This window comes from Agromyces sp. NPDC056389, assembly GCF_042262385.1.
Classification (GTDB): domain Bacteria; phylum Actinomycetota; class Actinomycetes; order Actinomycetales; family Microbacteriaceae; genus Agromyces.
The window spans coordinates 2,017,471-2,036,448 of record NZ_JBHJPN010000001.1 but is presented as its reverse complement, the minus strand read 5'-3'; the positions used below and the strand labels follow the sequence as shown (position 1 = coordinate 2,036,448).

The 18,978-nt window shown below is 71.7% G+C and carries 18 protein-coding genes; 8 read left to right on the top strand and 10 right to left on the bottom strand.

Annotated elements, in window-relative coordinates; genetic code table 11:
- Positions 1–4 precede the first annotated feature (4 nt).
- The 4 genes from ACFCVM_RS09455 (at position 5) to ACFCVM_RS09440 (ending at position 2,576) form a co-directional block, all read left to right on the top strand.
- Entirely contained in the window at positions 5–985 is a 981-nt protein-coding gene (locus ACFCVM_RS09455) for a ribokinase (protein WP_375835879.1), read from the top strand.
- 40 nt (positions 986–1,025) lie between these two features.
- A complete protein-coding gene (locus ACFCVM_RS09450; protein ID WP_375835878.1) occupies positions 1,026–1,958 on the top strand; it encodes a nucleoside hydrolase in 933 nt (310 codons plus the stop codon).
- A gap of 117 nt (positions 1,959–2,075) precedes the next feature.
- A complete protein-coding gene (locus ACFCVM_RS09445; protein WP_375835876.1) occupies positions 2,076–2,261 on the top strand; it encodes a hypothetical protein in 186 nt (61 codons plus the stop codon).
- Positions 2,262–2,390: 129 nt separating this feature from the next.
- Positions 2,391–2,576, top strand: coding sequence for a hypothetical protein (locus tag ACFCVM_RS09440; protein WP_375835874.1), 186 nt, complete (start codon positions 2,391–2,393; stop codon positions 2,574–2,576).
- Here the strand turns inward: ACFCVM_RS09440 and ACFCVM_RS09435 are convergent.
- Both ACFCVM_RS09435 and ACFCVM_RS09430 read right to left on the bottom strand, forming a co-directional pair.
- Complete coding sequence (locus ACFCVM_RS09435; RefSeq protein ID WP_375835873.1) at positions 2,552–3,319, bottom strand: DMT family transporter; 768 nt, start codon at positions 3,317–3,319, stop codon at positions 2,552–2,554. The genes ACFCVM_RS09440 and ACFCVM_RS09435 overlap by 25 nt on opposite strands.
- A gap of 233 nt (positions 3,320–3,552) precedes the next feature.
- A complete protein-coding gene (locus tag ACFCVM_RS09430) occupies positions 3,553–5,016 on the bottom strand; it encodes a PLP-dependent aminotransferase family protein (RefSeq protein ID WP_375835871.1) in 1,464 nt (487 codons plus the stop codon).
- 140 nt (positions 5,017–5,156) lie between these two features.
- Here ACFCVM_RS09430 and ACFCVM_RS09425 point away from each other — a divergent pair, with 140 nt between their 5' ends.
- A complete protein-coding gene (locus tag ACFCVM_RS09425) occupies positions 5,157–6,188 on the top strand; it encodes an aldo/keto reductase (RefSeq protein ID WP_375835870.1) in 1,032 nt (343 codons plus the stop codon).
- Here the strand turns inward: ACFCVM_RS09425 and ACFCVM_RS09420 are convergent.
- From ACFCVM_RS09420 to ACFCVM_RS09385, 8 genes are all read right to left on the bottom strand, one after another.
- Entirely contained in the window at positions 6,185–6,661 is a 477-nt protein-coding gene (locus tag ACFCVM_RS09420) for a hypothetical protein (RefSeq protein WP_375835869.1), read from the bottom strand. The genes ACFCVM_RS09425 and ACFCVM_RS09420 overlap by 4 nt on opposite strands.
- Positions 6,662–6,698: 37 nt before the next feature.
- Entirely contained in the window at positions 6,699–7,496 is a 798-nt protein-coding gene (locus ACFCVM_RS09415) for an HAD-IIA family hydrolase (protein ID WP_375835867.1), read from the bottom strand.
- A gap of 72 nt (positions 7,497–7,568) precedes the next feature.
- Positions 7,569–10,427: a hypothetical protein gene (locus ACFCVM_RS09410; protein WP_375835866.1), complete on the bottom strand. Its 2,859-nt coding sequence runs from the start codon at positions 10,425–10,427 to the stop codon at positions 7,569–7,571.
- 65 nt (positions 10,428–10,492) lie between these two features.
- Complete coding sequence (locus ACFCVM_RS09405; protein ID WP_375835865.1) at positions 10,493–12,334, bottom strand: HSP90 family protein; 1,842 nt, start codon at positions 12,332–12,334, stop codon at positions 10,493–10,495.
- Positions 12,331–12,990, bottom strand: a complete 660-nt coding sequence (locus ACFCVM_RS09400; protein ID WP_375835864.1) for a metal-dependent transcriptional regulator — start codon at positions 12,988–12,990, stop codon at positions 12,331–12,333. Before ACFCVM_RS09400 ends, ACFCVM_RS09405 begins: the two co-directional genes overlap by 4 nt.
- 40 nt (positions 12,991–13,030) lie before the next feature.
- The gene (locus ACFCVM_RS09395) at positions 13,031–14,434 is read right to left on the bottom strand and encodes an Nramp family divalent metal transporter (protein ID WP_375835862.1); all 1,404 of its coding nucleotides are present in this window, start codon (positions 14,432–14,434) and stop codon (positions 13,031–13,033) included.
- A 146-nt stretch (positions 14,435–14,580) separates the two neighbouring features.
- A complete protein-coding gene (locus tag ACFCVM_RS09390) occupies positions 14,581–15,531 on the bottom strand; it encodes a DUF4432 family protein (protein WP_375835861.1) in 951 nt (316 codons plus the stop codon).
- A 19-nt stretch (positions 15,532–15,550) separates the two neighbouring features.
- Positions 15,551–16,258, bottom strand: coding sequence for a GntR family transcriptional regulator (locus ACFCVM_RS09385; protein ID WP_375835860.1), 708 nt, complete (start codon positions 16,256–16,258; stop codon positions 15,551–15,553).
- Positions 16,259–16,352: 94 nt separating this feature from the next.
- Between ACFCVM_RS09385 and ACFCVM_RS09380 the strand changes: the two genes are divergently transcribed.
- The 3 genes from ACFCVM_RS09380 to ACFCVM_RS09370 all read left to right on the top strand — a co-directional run bounded on the left by ACFCVM_RS09380 (position 16,353) and on the right by ACFCVM_RS09370 (position 18,977).
- Entirely contained in the window at positions 16,353–17,015 is a 663-nt protein-coding gene (locus ACFCVM_RS09380; RefSeq protein WP_375835859.1) for an RraA family protein, read from the top strand.
- A 37-nt stretch (positions 17,016–17,052) separates the two neighbouring features.
- The gene (locus tag ACFCVM_RS09375; RefSeq protein ID WP_375835858.1) at positions 17,053–17,859 is read left to right on the top strand and encodes an SDR family NAD(P)-dependent oxidoreductase; all 807 of its coding nucleotides are present in this window, start codon (positions 17,053–17,055) and stop codon (positions 17,857–17,859) included.
- A 62-nt stretch (positions 17,860–17,921) separates the two neighbouring features.
- On the top strand, positions 17,922–18,977 hold the full coding sequence (locus ACFCVM_RS09370; RefSeq protein WP_375835856.1) for a mannonate dehydratase: 1,056 nt from the start codon (positions 17,922–17,924) through the stop codon (positions 18,975–18,977).
- The last annotated feature ends 1 nt before the right edge of the window (position 18,978 follow it).

Here is an 18,978-nt window from a genome sequence, read left to right as displayed (position 1 = left end):
CCGCATGGCGTCTGAACTCGACGACACCGGCACGGGCGCGGACACGGGCGCACCGGGCCGGGTCGTCGTCATCGGCTCGCTGAACGTCGACTCGACGAGCTACGTCGATGCGTTCCCCGCACCCGGCGAGACCATCCTCGCGCGCGAATTCCACGTCGCACTCGGCGGCAAGGGCGCGAACCAGGCGGTCGCGGCGCACGTCGCCGGTGTGCCGGTCGAGTTCGTGGCCTGCATCGGCGATGACTCGAGCGGCGCATTCGCGTGCGAGACGCTCGAGCGGCTGGGCCTGCCGACCGCCGCGATCCGTCGTGTTCCGGATGCCCCGACCGGCGTCGCCCAGATCACCGTCGTCGCCTCCGGCGAGAACACCGTGATCGTCACCGGTGGAGCGAACCTCGCCCTCACGCCCGCGCTCGTCGACACGGAGCGCGAACGCGTGGCGGCCGCGACCGTCGTGCTCACGCAGGGCGAGCTCGCCGTCGCCACGATCGAGCACGTCGCCCGGGTCGCGAACGAGCTCGGGGCCCGGTTCGTGCTGAACCTCGCCCCGCCGGCCCCGGTCTCGGCCGCGGCCCTCGGCGTCGCCGACCCGCTCGTGCTGAACGAGCACGAGGCCCGCGCGGTCGGCATCGGCACGGATGCCGCGCCGGGCGCGAACCTCGACGAGTGGCGGGTGCTCGCGGCATCCGTTGCCGGCGGCATCGCCCGCTCGGTGGTCGTGACGCTCGGCGCGGCCGGTGCCGTCGCCGCCGATGCGACCGACTCCTGGACGGCGGCTGCACCGCGCGTGACCGCGGTCGACACGACCGGCGCCGGCGACGGGTTCACGGGCACGCTCGCGGCGTTCCTCGCCGAGGGGCGGCCGCTGTCCGAAGCGCTCCGCCTCGCGGTCGCCGCCGGCGCACTCGCCGTGCAGGCCCGGGGAACGGTCGACTCGTACGCACCCCGCATCGACGTGCTCGCCGCCGCGGGCCTCGCCGACTGAGTCCTCCCGACCACCCCACCCGAGAGAACGAGCCCGACACATGACCATTCCCGTCGTCATCGACTGCGACCCCGGCCACGACGACGTGTTCGCCCTGTGGCTGGCCGCGGGGCATCCGTCGCTCGAGCTCCTCGCCGTCACGACGGTCGGCGGCAATGCGCCGCTCGAGCTCACGACGCGCAACGCCCGCATCGCGCTGTCGGTCGCCGGTGTGACCGACGTGCCCGTCGCGGCCGGTGCGCCCGGGCCGCTCGTGCGGCCGCTGCAGACCGCCGAATGGATCCACGGCGACAACGGACTCGGCGGGCCGGAGCTTCCGGAGCCGACCGTGCCGCTCGACGCCCGCAGCGCGACCGAGCTCATCGCCGACACCCTCATCGCCTCGGACGAGCCCGTTGCGATCATCGCGACGGGGCCCATCACGAACATCGCGATCCTGCTGCGCGAGCGACCCGAGCTCGCCGGCCGCATCCGCGAGATCGTCTGGATGGGCGGCTCGACCGAGCGCGGCAATGCGACGCCGTACGCCGAGTTCAACGCCCTCGTCGACCCCGAGGCGCTCGACCTCGTGGTGCGGAGCGGCGTGCGATTCACGATGGTCGGCCTGAACGTCACGCACACGGCGCTCGTCACGCCCGCCGTGCGCGAGCAGATCGCATCCATCGGCACCGCCACGGCGGCCTTCGGCGCGGAGCTCTTCGACTTCTTCTGCCGCACGAACGACGAGGTGTTCGGCATGCCCGACGGGCCGCTGCACGACCCCGTCGCGGTCGCGGTGCTCGCCGACCCCGGCTGCGTCGGGCTGCGGCGCACGCGCCTCGACGTGGAACTCCTCGGCATCGAGACGGCCGGGGCGACGAGCGTCGACCTCGACGGCATGCTCGGGCGGGAGCCGAACGCGTGGGTCGCGGTCGAACTCGACGTCGAGCGGTTCTGGGCCGGCGTCGCGGCATCCGTCGCCCGACTCGCCTAGCTGATCCGACGGACGCCCGGCCGGCACGTCCGCGGAACCCGGCCGAACGTCCGGATCACCCGGATCGAGGCTCCCGACGATGCGTAGGGTGACGGGTATCGGGGAGGAGGGCCGAGCATGAGTGGGACATTCTGGGTCGGCATCGCGGTCGTCATCGTCGTCGCCCTCGTGACGGTGTCGGCGATCGTGTACGTGCGCGTGTCCGGCAAACGGCTCGGTACGGACCGCGAGGGCGCCGATGCGAGGGACGAGGCCGAGCGACTCAAGGACCAGGGGCGTCGCGACAGCGGATGGACCGTCTGACGATGCCCCGGCCGCCGGGATCGGCCGGAGCCGGATTCGCCCGGCCGCCGGGATCGGCCGGACCCGGATTCGCCCGGCCGATCGTGCCGCACGCGCGTAGAGTGACGCGTATCGAGTGAGGGGGCGCCCATGGACTGGACCTTCTGGCTGGGCATCGTCATCATCGCCGTGCTGTGGGGCGTGACGCAGTGGGCGTTCTCGCTACGGCGGCACTCCGAGAAGACGCGCGGAACCGATCGTGAAGCCGCCGACGCGATGAACGACATCGAGCGCGGCAAGGAGCAGGGCCGCTACTGGTCGGGCTTCGGGGACTGACCCGGCGCATCGACACCTGCCGGCTCCGGTACCGAACTCGCGACGTGGATCGTGGCGCCGCCGGCCACGCAGACCAGCACGATGTCGGCGATCGTGAACGCGTCGAGCATCTGGCCGAGCAACAGCATGCCGATGATCGCGGCGAGGGCGGGGTCGAAGGAGAACAGCACGGCGACGGTGCGTGACGAGGTCAGGCGCACCGCGAGCATGTCGCAGGCGAACGCGATCAGCACCCCGAGGACCGCGGCCATGCCGAGCGGTGCGAGATCGCCCGGCTCGACCGACGGGAGCGCGGCGACGCCGAACGGCGCCGTGAGCAGCGCTGCCACGATGACCGCGATGGTGAGGTCGTGCAGCGCTTCGGCCCGCGGTCGGTCGGCCGGGGCGGTGCGCCCGATGCGTTCGGCGAGCAGCGTGTACGCGGCGAGCGAGACGCCGGTCACGGCGGCGGCGACCAGGCCGATCGGGTTGATCTCGGGCGTCGGGCGGGCGATGAGGGCGACCCCGCCGAGCCCGAGGAGCGGGAAGATCACGAGGCGCGGGCGCCGTACGCCCAGGGCGGCCACGAGGAAGGGGCCGAGGAACTCGATCGTGATCGCGACCCCGAGCGGAACGAAGTCGAGTGCGACATGGAAGCACATGCCGTGCGAGATGACGGCGGCCACCTGCACCGAGGTCGAGGCGATGAGGAGCACGCCGAACCCGAGCAGGGCACGGCGGAGAGTCGTTCGCGAAGTTCGCATGAGTCGAGCCGGATTCGTCGAGTAGGGTCAACGGGCCCGGGGTCACCGGGGTGCTCGCTGTGCAGGGGAACCGGTCGTTCTCGAGTGGAGAGCCGGACGCAACCCGTGCGACGCTACGTGCCGGGCCAGCGACCGGCGTCGGGGTCGACCCGGGCGCCGGTTCAGGGCAGGCACTGAGGCATCGGGTTTCACCCCGTTCGCAGCCGTCGCCGTCGCAGTCGGCGCCGATCGGCTCAGGCGAGCGAGCGGATGACTCCGGCGAGCCGCGCGACCGCCTCGTCGACGAGCGCGTCGGAGAGGTTGCCGTAGCCGAGCACGAGCGCCTGGGGGTTCGGCATGGCGGCCGAGACGCGGTATCCCGTCAGATCCGACACGGCGATCTCCGCGTCGGATGCCGCGCGCCGCACCGCGCCGGCATCGACCCCGGCCGGAAGTTCCAGCACGGCGTGCATGCCCGCCGCGATGCCGGTGACCGCGAGGCCGGGGAGCTCGCGTTCGAGCGCCGCCAGCACGGCTGCCCGACGGCGGCTGAACCGGCCGCGCGCGGCGCGCAAGTGTCGTTCGAGGTCGCCGGCGGTGATGAACTCCGCGAGCGCGACCTGGTCGAGTGTCGACGGCCGCGATCGATCGGCGAGGGGCACCCGCTCACGCAGGGAGTGCGGCATGACCGCCCACCCGAGCCCGAAGGCCTGGGCCATCGACTTCGAGAGGGAGCCGACCAGCACGATGCGCTCGGGCGCGAGCCCCTGCAGGGCGGCGATCGGCCGGCGGTCGTACCGGAACTCGGCGTCGTAGTCGTCTTCGATCAGCACTCCGTCGACGTCGCGGGCCCACCGCACGATCGCCTCGCGGCGTGCGGGCGAGAGCGCTGCGCCGAGTGGGAACTGGTGGGCCGGCGTGATGAGTGCCGCACGGGCGCCGGTGCGCCGGGCGGCCTCGACGACGGCGTCGACGTCGATGCCGGAATCGTCGACCGGCACGGGCACCGGGGTGAGCCCGGCCGCAGCGGCGATCTCGCGGAGTCGCGACCAGCTGGGGTCCTCGACGAGGAGCGCCGTGTGGCCGGCGGCGCGCAGCCCCGCGACGACCCCGGCCATGCCGTCGGTCGCTCCGTGCGTGATCACGATGTCGTCGGGCGTCGCGCTCGCGCGTCGCGATCGCGAGAGGTACTCGGCCACGGCGATGCGGGCGAGCGGATGCCCCAGGCGGTCGACCACCGCGAACTCGGCATCGGGCAGTCGATCGAGGCCGCGGCGGACCGCCGCGGCCCACCGCGCACGGGGCACGTGACGCAGGTCGGGCACGCCGGGGCCGAGATCGAGGCGCGGTCGACGATACTCCGCCCGGAGTCGCACGACCGGAGGAGCAAGGTCGGCGGCGTGCGAGGTGTGCGAGTCGTGCGAACGCGGCGACGCGATCGGATGCCGCCGGCCCGCAGGCACTCGCGTGCCCGAGCCGGTCGTCGCCTCGAGGAACCCCTCGGCGACGAGCTGCCCATACGTCTCGGTCACGACCCAGCGCGAGACCCCAAGGGTCTCGGCGAGCGTGCGGCTCGGCGGGAGGAGTGCTCCGGGAGGGAGTCGGCCCGAGTGCACGGCGTCGCGGATCGCACGATCGAGTCGATCGCGGAGCGGGGCTGGGCCGTCGCCGAGGTCGAGCATCGTCTCCCAGGCGAGCACGGGGCCTGACCGAGACATCCCACCCCCTCGTCGCCGATGTGCGCAGACGGTGCCACCGTGAAAATTGGTCTGGTGAAGCATCCGCTGGTTGGAGTGTAATGCCGAGCCGAATGATTCGTACGCTCGATTCCGTCACCCACCACTTCACGGAGGAAACCATGCGATACCGCACGATCGGCAACGGCCGCACGAGCTTCGATGTCTCGACGATCTGCCTCGGCACCATGCAGATGGGCACGAAGATCGACGAGGGCACCTCGTTCGCGATCCTCGACCGCTTCGTCGAGGCCGGCGGCACGTTCATCGACACCGCCAACAACTACAGCTTCTGGGATCGCGGCCACGGTCGTGACAGCGAAGACGTGATCGGCCGCTGGCTCGCGAGCCGTGGCGGCCGCGACCGACTGCGCATCGCCACGAAGCTCGGCGCCGCGAAGAAGGACCCGGCGCTTCCGCTCTCGAACACGGAGCCGACGAACTTCCAGGGCCTCGGCGCCGAGGTCATCGGCTGGGAGGCGCGCGAGAGCGCGAAGCACCTCGGCGTCGACCACCTCGACGTCGTGTACGGACACGTCGACGACCTCGAGACGCCGCTCGCCGAGACGGTCGGCGCGTTCGGCGTGCTGCAGGACGACGGGCTGATCGGCATCTCGGGCATCTCGAACGTCGCGCTGTGGCGCGTCGTCGAGGCGCGCGAGGAGGCGCTGCGCCAAGGCGTCGCGCCGTACGGCCTCGTGCAGCAGCAGTACAGCTACGTCTACCCGCAGCCGAAGCTCGGCCGCCAGAACTTCGTGACGCCCGAGCTGCTCAGCTACGCGGCCTCGACCGGGGTCGACGGGCGTCCGCCGCTCGCCGTCACCGCCTACTCCCCGCTGCACCAGGGCGCCCTCACGCGAACCGACAAGCCGCTCTGGGGCGGCGTGAACCACCCCACGACGGTGGCGCGGATCCAGCTGCTGCACGAGGTGGCACGCGACATCGGGGCGACCCCGAACCAGGTCGCGCTCGCCTGGCTGCTCGGGCGCGAGGTGCCCGTGATCCCCGTCGCGGGGCCCTCGACCGTCGCACAGCTCGAGGAGGTGCTCGGCGCCGCCGAACTCGACCTCGACCCCGAGGTGCGCGAACGGCTCGACGCCGAGCCCGAGGAGCGGCCCGCGGCGAAGCAGCGGGTGGAGCCCGATGCGGCCTAGCCGGCGTCGGGCCGCGGCTCGGAGCTGAGGTCGTCGCCCTCGTCGTCGTCTTCGTCTGCATCGGCGACGCTCAGGTCGTCGATCGCGAGCTGCTCGTCGAGCTGGCAGTACACGACCATGTCGGGGTACTGGGTCGGCGCCTCGTAGACGAGCACGAGCGTGGCGTCGGCCGAGACGATGACGCCCTGCAGCTCGAGTTCACGCGCGAGGACGTCGTAGTCGTCGGCCGTGACCTCATGGCCGGTGCCCTCGTACGCCGAATCGGTGAGCTCGCGCACGACGTCGGCGTCGATGCGCGAGAGGTCGTCAGCGGTCGGGCGGCTGAGCGCCTGCTCGGCGATGGAACGCATCTCGGCCGGGTCGACCGGCTCGTCCTCGACCGCGAACAGCACGGCGACGTTGCGGTCTCCTGGCAGCACGGCTGCGGCGACCAGCTCGCCGTCGTCGAACTCGATGTCGGTCAACTCGACCATGGTGTCTCCTCGTCTCGCTGGGCTGTGCTCGGCGGTACTACAGTTCGGTCTCGGCCGGCGTCGCCTCGACGAGGTCGGCGACGCCCGCGAGGATCTCGTCGGGCCGGAACGGGTACTTCTCGATCTCGGCCTGGTCGCTGATGCCCGTCAGCACGAGGATCGTGTGCAGGCCGGCCTCGATGCCCGCGACGATGTCGGTGTCCATGCGGTCGCCGATCATCGCGGTGTTCTCGGAGTGCGCGCCGATCTTGTTGAGCGCCGATCGGAACATCATCGGGTTGGGCTTGCCGACCACGTAGGGCTCCTTGCCCGTGGCCTTCGTGATGAGGGCGGCGATCGCGCCCGTCGCCGGCAGCGGGCCGTCGGCCGAGGGGCCCGTCGCGTCGGGGTTCGTCACGATGAACCGGGCGCCGTTGCCGATCAGGCGGATCGCCTTCGTGATCGCCTCGAACGAGTAGTTGCGCGTCTCGCCGACGACGACGAAGTCGGGCGCGGTCTCGGTCATCACGAACCCTGCATCGTGCAGCGCCGTGAGGATGCCGGCCTCGCCGATCACGAACGCGGTGCCGCCCGGCACCTGCTGCTTCAGGAAGTCGGCCGTCGCGAGAGCGCTCGTCCAGATGCGGTCCTCGGGAACGTTCAGGCCCGAGGAACGGAGCCTGGCCGAGAGGTCGCGTGCGGTGAAGATCGAGTTGTTCGTGAGCACGAGGTAGGGCGTGCCTGCGTCCTCCCACTGCTGCAGCAGCTCGGCAGCGCCCGGCAGTGCGTGGTTCTCGTGGACGAGCACGCCGTCCATGTCGGTCAACCAGCACTCGACTTCTTCACGTCGTGACATGCTCCCAGCCTAGGCCGCGCAGGTCACAGGGCGATGTCGAGCGGATGTCGCGTACTGGCGCATCGCGACCGATCAGCCTGCTTCGGCGAGCCGCCGGGCCTCGGCCGCCTCGGCGAGGCGTCCGAGCGCCTCGAGCGAGTCGGCGAGAGCGATGCGACCGATCGAGACCGCGTCGGCCTGCCCGTCGAACCGCTCGATCGCCTGGCCGATGAGCACGAGCGCCTCATCGTGCCGCCCTTCCGACTGCAGCACGCGGCCGGCGAACAGCATCGAACCGCCCGCCGGCCGGGGAGCGCCGGCCGCTTCGAACAGCTCGGCCGCGGTGAGCGCGGTCGACACGGCCTCCTCGGGGCGGGAGAGGGCGGCGAGCCCGCGCGCGCGGGAATCGACGACGTCGGCGAGCAGCCAGTCGGCGCCGTGCTCACGTGCGAGCGACGCGACCTCGTCGAGTCGCTCGAGGCCCGACGGTTCACCGTGCTCGAGGCTGACCTGGCCGAGCAGGTGCAGCGCATCCGCAAGCGAGGCCACCGTCTCGGGGTCGCGGCGGGCATCGGCGACGGCGCGCTCGAGCACGTCGATCGCCTCCTCGGCATAGCCGAGCCCCGCGAAGAGCCGGCCGAGGTCGAGCAGCACGGCGACGGCTCCCGGCCAGGCTTCGGCCTCCTCGAAGAGGTCGGCAGCGGCATGCCAGGCGGCGGATGCCGCGGCGAACTCCTCGTCGCCGCGGAATGCGGTGCCGAGCAGATGCAGCGTCTCGGCGCGTGCTGCCGGCGGGGCTCCCGCGGCGTCCTCGGCTTCGAAGACCTCCTGCAGCACCTCGACGGCCTCGCCGGAGCGGCCGGCGCGGAGCAGCTGGCGGCCGAGGCCGTAGCGCACGCCGACGAGCCCCGGCGACTCCGCGAGCTCGGCGTGCTGCACTGCGAGGCGGAGCCTCGCGACGGCGTCGTCGGGTCGCGCGAGGTCGTCGAGGATCGCAGCGGAGAGCTGGCAGTCCTCTACGACGCGCATCCGCGCGTCGGCCGCGAGATCGAATTCGAGTGCCGACTCGGCGGCGGCCAGGGCCGCCTCGAGGTCGGCGCCACCGGCGAGCAGTCGCGCGCGCAGCCGGTGCGACTCGGCGCGGCGAACCCGTGTCGGTTCTGCGGCGACGGCACGGTCGAGGAGGGAGAGGGCGGAGGATGCATCGCCGTCTTGCGCGGCGAGGAACGCCGCCAGCTGGAACGCCGCACCCGCGAGCGAGGGGTCAGGCGCGGTCGCCCGGTCGAGCACGGCGACCGCGGTGTCGGCGGCGGTACCGGCGCTCTCGGCATCGCCGGCCTCGGCACGGATCGAGGCGATGCGCAGGGCGATGCGTGCGGCGAGATCGTCGGCACCCGACTGCAGCGCGGCGCCGAGCTCCTGCTCGAGCTCGGGCAGGTCGGCGGCGGTGGCGGCGCCGGTGAGCAGCAGGCCCTGACGGGTGAGCGCATCGGCGAGGGCGTCGTCGCCGGTGGCGCGCACGGCCGCGATGCGCTCGGGCAGCACCTGCGCGGCCTCGTCGAGCCGTTGCGCCGCGACGAGCGCTGCGAGGCGGATGCCGATGAGTTCGGCACGTCGGTCGTTCACAGCTGCTGCCTCGGGGGTGCCGTGGTCGTGGGCGGGCTCCGTATCGGGCTTAGCGAGTCCGCGATCGGCGGCGGCGAGCGCCGCGTCGATCTCGCCGAGCACGGCGAGCTCGCGTGCTCGATCGAGCCAGCCGGCGACGTCGACGGGGTCTGCGGAGGCGGCGTGCGCCGGCGGCGCGAAGGTCTCGCCCGTGATGGGCACGTCGTAGCGCTCGGTGCGGAGTGCGCGCGTGGCCTCGAGCCGATCGGCGAGGTGCCGGTTGCCGTTCCGACGATCGAACTCGGCCCCGATGGCGGCGGCCGCCGCCCAGGCGACGGGGCTGAGGTCGGCGACGGTCCAGCGGCCGTCGTGCGGCCCGAAGAACGGCTCGAGCTCGACGGCGTCGGCGCCGCGCACGACGGTGTCGCCGTACCCGGCGTCGATGACGGTGTCGAGCAGCAGGCCGGCCGCGGCGAGCGCACTGAACTGGGCGCGCTGGTTCAGTCGGTCGTGCGCGATCCAGGCGATGTGGCGCTCGAGCATCGCGAGGCCGCGGGCCTCGTTGCCGGTGATCGCGCAGAAGATCAGGTGGTTCGCGATGATGCCGATGTTGTCGGCGTTGCCTCGCGCGTCGCGGTAGCTCCGCAGGTGGAAGGACTTCGCCCGTTCGAGTCGGCCGGCGCGGAGGTACGGCAGCAGTGCGTCGGAGAGGGCGTGCTCCGGCTCCTCGCCGCAGCTGAACCCGCCCTCGACGATCTCCTCGTAGAGGGCGATGGCCTCGTCTTCGCGTCCGGTGGCGGCGAGGTAGGCGGCGCTCTCGCTGCGCACGCACGCGTCGCAGTGGCTGTAGTCGTCGCGCTCGGTGGTCGTCAGCACACGGTAGGCGGCGGCGGCCTCGTCGAGCCATCCGTTCGCGAAGGCCGCACCGAATCGCGCCGTCGCGACCCCGCTCTGGCCGACGCCGGCACGCTCGTACCTCGACTGCATGTCGTCGAGCACGGCGCGGATGTCGGCGGCCGGGAACGCGGGGCTCGCCGAGAGCGTTCCGGCCATCCACTTGTACTGCCAGAGCAGGTCGGTGGCGTTGTCGTCGGGCTTCGCCGGGAAGCGGGCGGCGTCGGCGTCGTGCTTGCCGAGGCACCAGGCGAACGAGCTGAGCAGCGCGTCGGTGTCGCCGGTCATGTTCGCCGACGATGCGAGGCGCATGCGCGCGCGGTACTCCGAGAACTCGTCGCCCGACTCCACCGCGATCGCGATGGCCTCGTCGATGAGCGCCCGCTCCTCGGGTCCGAACGGCGTCTGGTCGACCTGCTCGAGCAGTTCGTCGATGCGGATGGCTTCGGACACGGTTCTCCCTTGACGGTCGATGATCGGGGGTTCGGGCTCGGGTCGGGTAGCGGCGCGGGGCCGGGTCAGCGGGCGAGGCTCAGCGCCACGAGGTCGGTGAGCGCGCCGGTCAGCATGGCTCGTTCGCTCGCCCGGAGCGGTCGATGGCCGGCCAGCAGCGCCTGCACGTAGAGCAGCCTGATGGTGCGGTCGAACACCGCGTCGTCGACATCGCCGGCGAGGGTGCGCACGAGGGGGTTGTCCCAGTTGAGGCAGAGCTTCGCGCGCGCAGGGCCGCCGCCCCCGAGGCTCGGCAGGTGCTCGTCGATGCGGCCGAGCACTCCGCTCCAGAGGGTGCCGGTCGTGTCCCGGGCGGCGCCGCGGGTGATCGAGCGCAGCACCTCGGCGTCGGCGAGGTAGAGGCTCGCGAGATCGCTCGGTGCGAAGCGGCGCACGCTCGGCTCGCAGCCGACCTCGGCGAGCACCGCGGCGGCGCGGTGCTCGAGTTCGAGCGCTGGCCCGCGATCGGCCAGCGGCGGCACGTCGAGCGAGTCGAGCTCGCCCGAGACCGTCACGCGTTCGACCGTGACGCCGTCGAACAGCAGCGGCAGTCGGCGCAGGATGTCGGCTTCGTGCACGTACCCGCCGTTGACGACGGCCCGCGATGCGGGCACGATCCCCGCGATCTGCCGGAACTCGTCGACGGTCTCCGTGAACCGCACGTGCGGGTGGGCCCGCACGAGCTCGTCGATGGTCATCACTCCGACCGAAGTCTCGACCGTGAGCCAGCGGGTGATGAAGCCCGCGAGTTCGTCGTCGTGCAGCAGGAGCGACTTCAGGCCGAGATGGTGGATGCCGACGAATTCGGCGAGTCGTGCGGGTCGCTCGACGGCGAGCCGCATCACCCACGCGCGGATCGCGGCGCCGAGCTCGCCCCGGGTCGCCTCGAGCGACTCGTCCTCGATGAGGTGCTCGCGCGACGCGGTCGGCCGCAGCCCGTTCGAATCCACGACCGCCCGCGCGAAGAACGACCAATCGGGCAGCAGCTCGTCGGCGCGCGGGTCGACGAGCATGCCGCCGAGGTAGACGCGGTTCGCCTGGCGGGCGCCGGGCGTCGGCGGGAACGGCAGCACGAAGGCGGTGCCGTGCGTGTCGGTCGCGGTGGAATGCAGCTCGATGACGTCGAAGGGCGTCGACCCGACGACCTCGCGCCCGAGTTCGGCGATGGCGTCGCGAACGTCGCTGCGCGCGTCGCCCGTGAGGGCGAACACCGCCGGCCGCCCGACGCTGTCGAAGCTGCCTTCGCCGGTGCCCACGAGGATCGGGATGGGAAGGTACTCGGCGTACCGGCGTGCGAGTTCGAGCAGGCTCGCCGGTGAGCAGAGCTCTGCCTCGTCGGGGCGCGGCACGAGCGAGACGGTGGTGCCGACGGCGATTCCGGATGCCTCGTCGCCCTCGAGCACCCGCACCGTGAAGGTGCCGCCGGTGCCGCCGACCCACTCGACGGGCGGGCCGCCGCGGGCCGACCGTGAGCGCACGACGATGCGATCGGCGATCATGAAGCAGCTGAGCAGGCCGATGCCGAACTGGCCGAGGAACCCCGCGCGGGGCAGGTCGAACAGGTCGCGCTTCGAGCTGCGGCCGACCGTGGCGAGCAGCTCGCCGACCTCGTCGGCGGTGAGGCCGACGCCGTCGTCCTCGAAGCGGAGCGCCGGGTCTGCGCTCGTCGGCGGGTGGATGCGGACGCCCCATGCGGCATCGCGGCGACCCTCGTGCTCGGCGCGGGCCGTGATGGCGTCGCGCCCGTTCTGGATGAGCTCGCGGAGGAACACGTGCGGGCCGGAGTAGATGTGGCGGCTCAGGAGATCGACCACCCCGCGCAGGTCGACGAGGAAGGGACGTGCCTCGGCGGTTGGATCGCCCGTCATGCGGACAGCCAGATCGCGCTGGCCGCGCCGTTCGGCAGCTCGTGCGTCTCGCCGGCGATGCGCACGCGTGCGTTCGCGTCGCCGTCGACGGACTCGATCTCGAGTTCCACCCCGGGGTGGACGCCGGCGGTCTCGAGGTCGCGCAGCAGGCCGGGGTCGCGATCGCTGATGCGGAGCACCCGCCCGACGTGGCCGTCGGCCGCCTCGTCGACGCGCACGAACGGCTCGGCGACGATCGAGCCGTCGGCGGTGGGGATGGCGTCGCCGTGCGGGTCGCGCAGGGGCCGGCCGAGCCGGGCGTCGATCGCCTCGAGCAGGCGGTCGGAGATGGCGTGCTCGAGGATCTCGGCCTCGTCGTGCACCTCGTCCCATCCGTAGCCCATCTCCTGCACGAGCCAGGTTTCGATGAGGCGGTGGCGGCGCACGACGGCGAGCGCCTGCACCGTGCCGGCGTCGGTGAGCCGCACCGCGCCGTAGGGCACATGGGAGACGAGCCCCTGCGCGGCCATCTTCTTCACCATCTCGGTGACCGACGACGGCGCGATGCCGAGCTTGCCGGCGAGCACGGAGGGCGTGATGGGGTCGGGCTGCCATTCGGTGTGCGAATACACCGTCTTCAGGTAGTCCTCGATCGCGGGATTCTTGCTGCTGGGCATCGGCCCCAGACTATCGGGCGGCACCGCAACTGCGCCGGGGTCAGGCCCCCGTGAACACGAGCCAGAGCAGCACGCCGTTGAGGGTGATCAGGAACACGGATGCCGCGATGCCCGCGGTCGTCGTCGCCCAGTGGTTCTTCCATCGTCCGAGCACGCCGGCCTTGGCCGTGAGTGCCACGAGCGGCACGAGGGCGAAGGGGATGCCGAACGAGAGCACGACCTGGCTCAGCACGAGCGAGAGGGTCGGGTCGAAGCCGAGCCAGAGGATCGTGAGGGCCGGGATCAGGGTGACGAGCCTCCGGAAGATGAGCGGCACCCGCACGTGCAGCAGCCCGTGCATGATCTCGGCGCCCGCGTAGGCGCCGACCGAGGTCGAGGCGAGGCCGGAGGCGAGCAGGCCGACGGCGAAGAGCGTCGCGATGACGGGTCCGAGCGCGGCGCCCAGCGCGGCGTAGGCGCCCTCGAGGCTGTCGGTGCCCTCGACACCCGCGAGGTTGACCGCGGCGAGCAGCAGGATGCAGAGGTTCACGGTGCCGGCGATCGCCATGGCGATCGAGACATCCCATCGGGTGGCGCGGAGCAGCAGCCCGGTCGGCACGTCGGTCGCCGTGCCCGGCAGGAGTTCGGGAGCCTCTGAGCGGCGGCTGATGCCGAAGCCGTGCCACGCGGGCTTCGGCGTCACCGCCCCGGGAGTGGTCGACAGCGACGCGGCACGGCGCGTGACGAAGCGGTCGCGGCTGAGCGCCGAGTGCGCGTAGATCGCGTGCGGCATGATCGTCGCGCCGAGGATGGACGCGGCGAGCAGTACCGAATTGGCGTCGGCGAAGCGCGGCACCAGGCCGCCGAGCAGCCCCGCAGGGTCGGGCGGTGCGACGAAGACGCCGACCGTGAAGCCGATCGCGATGATGATGAGCAGCCCCATGATCACGAACTCGAAGGTGCGCGGGCCGCGTCGCGACTGGAGTATGAGCAGCCCGATCGAGACGGCGCCGGTGATGAGTCCGCCCCACACGAGCGGCACGCCGAAGAGCAGGTTGAGCGCGACAGCGCCGCCGATGACCTCGGCGAGGTCGGTCGCCATCGCGACGAGCTCGGCCTGCAGCCAGTACGCACGACGGCCCCAGCGGTTGCGGATGGTGCCGCCCAGCACCTCGGGCAGGCTCCGGCCGGTGACGATGCCGAGCTTCGCCGACAGGTACTGGATGAGCCAGGCCATGACGTTGCCGAGCACGACGACCCACACGAGCAGGTAGCCGTACTGCGCGCCCGCGGTCATGTTGCTCGCGACGTTGCCGGGGTCGAGGTAGGCGACGCCCGCGACGAGGGCCGGGCCGATCAGCCAGGCCACCCGGGGCACGGATGCTGCGCGCCCCCGCTGCCCGGTGGCGTCGCCCGCGGGCACGGGCTCGTTCGTGGTCGTCTCGTCGTCGAGCGTTTTCGGCATACCGAAAACCTATCAAAATTTCGGTGTACCGAAAACCTCTGGACGCGTGTTTCGCCGGTCGGCTCACGACATGGATCGACTCGATCCGGCATCCACCGACAGGGCGGCGCCGTCGGTCGACCCGGAGCGAAAGCCCTCAGGAGGATTCAGGGGAGTGCGACGCGCCGCACCCGCACGGTGGAGACGAATTCGCCGCCGCCGGCGATGACCGTGCCGTCGCCGCCGCGCGTGCGCCCGCTGCTCGAGACGCCCTCGCCGGGCAGCACATTGCCGGGCTCCACGGCGATCGCGAACATGCGGCGGAACCACGGCCAGCCGGAGCCGGCGTTCGCCTCGATCCACAGCCACGCCACGGGGTAGTCCTCGCGCTGCCAGCTCAGTTCCATGCCGAAGCCGTGCGTCGGGCTGGCGAACAGCACGGCGGGCTCGGGCGAGGCGAAGTCGGTCAGTGCGCCGAACAGCGCCTGTCGTGAACCGGGGGCGGGCAGCGCGACGCTCGAGGCGACGGGTCCGACGGCGAGGATCGAGTCCGGCCGCCCCGCGACATCGGCGCCGGCGAGCGTGCCCGGGGCCGCGGCATCCGTGAGCAGTGCGCCCGCATCGGTGACCAGATAGCTGCGCTCATCGAGGAACGGCGTTCCGAAGGCGGGATGCTGCAGCATCCGTGCACTCGCATCGTCATCCGACAGGTTGCGCACCGTGTCGACCACGGTGAGCCCGTCGTCGGCGACGTCGATGCGGCGGTGCAGTTCGAAGGGCGCCGTGATGAGCCGGGCGGTCAGCTCTGCGGACGATTCGCCGAGCTCGAGCACCCGCCACGTCGAGAGCGCCGACTCGCCGTGGTAGCCCTGGACCACGCCGTCGTGCACGCGCTCCGGACCCGCGTTCGGGGTGAGGAACTGCCAGCCGCCGGGGTAACCGGTCGTCCATCGCGTCATCGAGTCGCCGCCGAATGCCGGGGGCGTCGTCGCGTCGGCCGTCGGCGAGACGCTCAGGGTCGGGATGCCGGTTTCGCGGTCGACGATCTGCACGATGTCGGCGCCGCGCTCCGGCGCGACGGCGACCTCGAACATCGACGAGGAGAGCGTGATCGTCATTGGTGAGTGGTGGACGCCGCTACTCGGCGAAGAAGGTCGGATTGGCCTCGCGCAGCCGTACGGTGTCGGTGAGCACGCGGTTGGAGTGCTTGTCGATCACCCGAGTGCCGAGGTCGAGATCCCGGGCGGCGAGGGCGTCGACCAGTTGCTGATGCTCGACGAGGAGCTCGCCGTTGGTGAGCGCCGCCTCGAGGTTCAGGCGGCGGAGCCGGTCGAGCTGGATCTTCGTGGCGCGGACGACGTCCCACAGCCGCGGCACGCCCGCGAGCTTGAACACCGTCTGGTGCAGGAGCTCGTCGGTGTCGAAGTACGCGTCGAGGTCGCCGGCGCCGGCCGCGGCGACGTTCGCGTCGACGTGGGCCTGGATCTCCGTGGTGTCGGGCGTGCCGTTTGCGATCGCCTGCTGGAAGGCGCTCGTCTCGAGTGCGCGGCGGATGAAGACCGCTTCCTCCACCTCGCGGATCGAGATCGGCGCGATGCGGCTGCCGACCTGGGGGACGACCGTGACGAGTCCGAGGTCGACGAGCCGGGTGATCGCCTCCCTGACTGGAGACCGGCTGACCTGGAGCGATGCGGCGATGCCCGGCTCCGAGATCGGGGAACCGGGCGGCAGGTGGAGGTTCCGGATGGATTCGCTCAGCGTCGTGAACACGGCGTCGGAGATGCGATACCGCGATCTCGGGGTCGCCAATGGCTGCAGGGCGGGGATCGAGGGTGTGTTCGTCATGGGTGCCTCCCCTCCGGAGTCTAGCTTGCGGACTAGTATACAAGTATGTAGAGTTATCGCCGCATCACATCCGAGCATTCGAAGGAGAACGTCCGTGAACGCCCGTGCCGACGCCGAACTGTTCGACCTGATGAAGACCGTGCTCTACACGCCCGTCGTGGGGGACATCCTCGACTCGATCGGCCGCACCCACCAGTTCCTCCCACCCGCCGTGCGGCCGATGCTGCCGCACATGAAGCTCGCCGGCCGGGCGATGCCCGCGCTCGTCTCCGACGTGTACGGGCCGCAGCAGAAGCCGTTCGGCCTGCTCACCGAAGCGCTCGACCAGCTCGAGCCCGGTGAGGTGTACGTCAGCACCCGCATCGTCCAGCCCGTGGCGATGTGGGGCGAGATCCTCACCGCATCCGCCCAGCGACGGGGTGCCGTGGGGGCCGTCGTCGACGGGTACCACCGCGACACGCCGCAGGTCCTGGCACGGGACTTCCCCGTGTTCAGCTGGGGCGGATATGCGCAGGACTCCTCCGTCAGGACCGTCGTCCGCGACTTCCGGGTGCCGGTCGACCTCGGCGGTGTGCTGGTCACCCCCGGCGATCTGATCTTCGGCGACGCGGACGGCGTGCTGGTCATCCCGCGCAGCGTCGAGGACGAGGTGATCGAGGCCGCCGTCGAGAAGGCGAGCACCGAGAACCTGGTCGGCACGGCGATCGATGCGGGCATGAGCGCGACCGACGCGTTCGCACGGTTCGGCGTGTTGTGAACCGGTGAAGGATTGCAGGACAGGAGAGGAGCGCATGATGCAGCGCAAGCATGAGGGCAGCGTCGTCGTCGTCACGGGAGGATCGGCGGGGATCGGTCGGGGTGTCGCCGAGGTGTTCGCCGCCGAGGGAGCTGCCGTGGTCGTCCACGGGCTCACGCAGGCCGACGTCGACGGGGTCGTGCAGCAGATCACCGCCGATGGGGGTGTCGCGATCGGCGTCGCCGGCGACGTCGCGCAGGAGGCGACCCATCGTGTGATCGCCGAGGCCGCGATGGCGCGTTTCGGCCGGATCGACCACCTCGTCACGTCGGCGGGCATCCAGACCTACGGCGACGCCGCGACGACGACGCCCGAGAGCTTCGACCACGTGTTCGCGGTGAACGTGCGCGGGGTGTTCCTCGCCGTGCACCACACGATCGAGCAGATCCGGCGCAACCGCGGCACCATCACGCTCATCTCCTCGACGCAGGGTGTCGCCACGCAGAACAACGTCGTCGGGTACACCTCGACGAAGGGCGCACTGAACGCGATGACCCGTGCGCTCGCCGTCGACGAGGCGGCCTACGGCGTGCGCGTCAACGCGATCCTGCCGGGGTCGATCGACACGCCCATGCTCCGCAGCTCGGCTCGCGAGTGGTCCGACGGCACCGATGCCGGCGAAGAGGCGGTGATCGCCGAGTGGGGGCGGATGCACCCGCTCGGCCGGGTCGGCCGAGCGGGTGAGGTCGGCACCGTGTGCTCCTTCCTCGCCGGCCCGGAGGCCAGCTTCGTCACCGGCGCCGAGCTCCGGGTCGACGGCGGGCTCCTCTCGCGCATCGCCGCATCGTTGCCCACGCGCGACTGACCCGCCCCACCACCGCAGATCCATCACCGGCCCCGGCCAACCTGACGAACGGAAGCAGACCAATGATCCAGCTCAGCGAGTTCCTTCCTCCGCGCCCGGAATCCTCGTGGAAGCTCATTCGTCAGGTCGGCGTCGACAACGTCGTCGGCGTGCTCAACGGCGGTGAGCAGGACCAGCGCATGTTCGCCTCGGTCGGCAGTGCGGGCTGGGAGATCGAGGACCGCGAGGAGGTGCCGTGGAGCCTGGCGGCGCTGCGCCACAACAAGGAGCTCTACGAGCAGTGGGGCTTCTCGCTGATCGCCACCGAGGACACCGCGCCGATGGACAAGATCCGGCTCGGGCAGGTCGGGCGCGACGAGCAGATCGATCAGATCATCGAGCAGGTCCGCGCGCTCGGCGCGCTCGGCGTGCCGACCTTCGCCTACAACTGGATGGCGCTGAGCAGCTGGGGCCGCACGGACGTGGCGCTCGAGGACCGGGGCGGCGCGCTCGTCACCGGGTACGACCGCGCCGTCGCCCAGGCTCGGCCCGCGCTCCTGCCGGAGGGCGAGGTCGTCGCGGAGGAGATGTGGAGTGCACTGGAGTACTTCCTCGAGGCCGTCGTGCCCGAGGCCGAGGCGGCGGGCGTGCGACTGGCCATGCACCCCGACGACCCGCCCCAGAGCATCGACCGCGGTGTGCCGCGCATCATGAGCTCGGTTGCCGGCTTCCGCCGGATGCTCGAGATCGTGCCGTCCGACTACAACGGCATCACGTTCTGCCAGGGAAACTTCGCCCTCATGCCCGAGGTGCTCGCCGGCGAGACGAGCATTCCGGCGCTCATCCGCGAGTTCGGCACTGCGAAGATCCCGTTCGTCCATTTCCGCGACGTCCAGGGCACGCCCGAGTCGTTCCGGGAGACCTTCCACGACGCCGGCCAGACCGACATGGCGGCCTGCGTCGAGGCCTATCACTCCATCGGCTTCGACGGAGCGATGCGGCCCGACCACGTGCCGACGCTCGAGGGGGAGTCGAACACGGCACCCGGGTACGAGACCCTGGGGCGCCTGTTCGCGATCGGCTACATCCGCGGTCTCGAACACTCCGCGTACGGGCACCCCGCTGCGCGGAGGGCCTGAT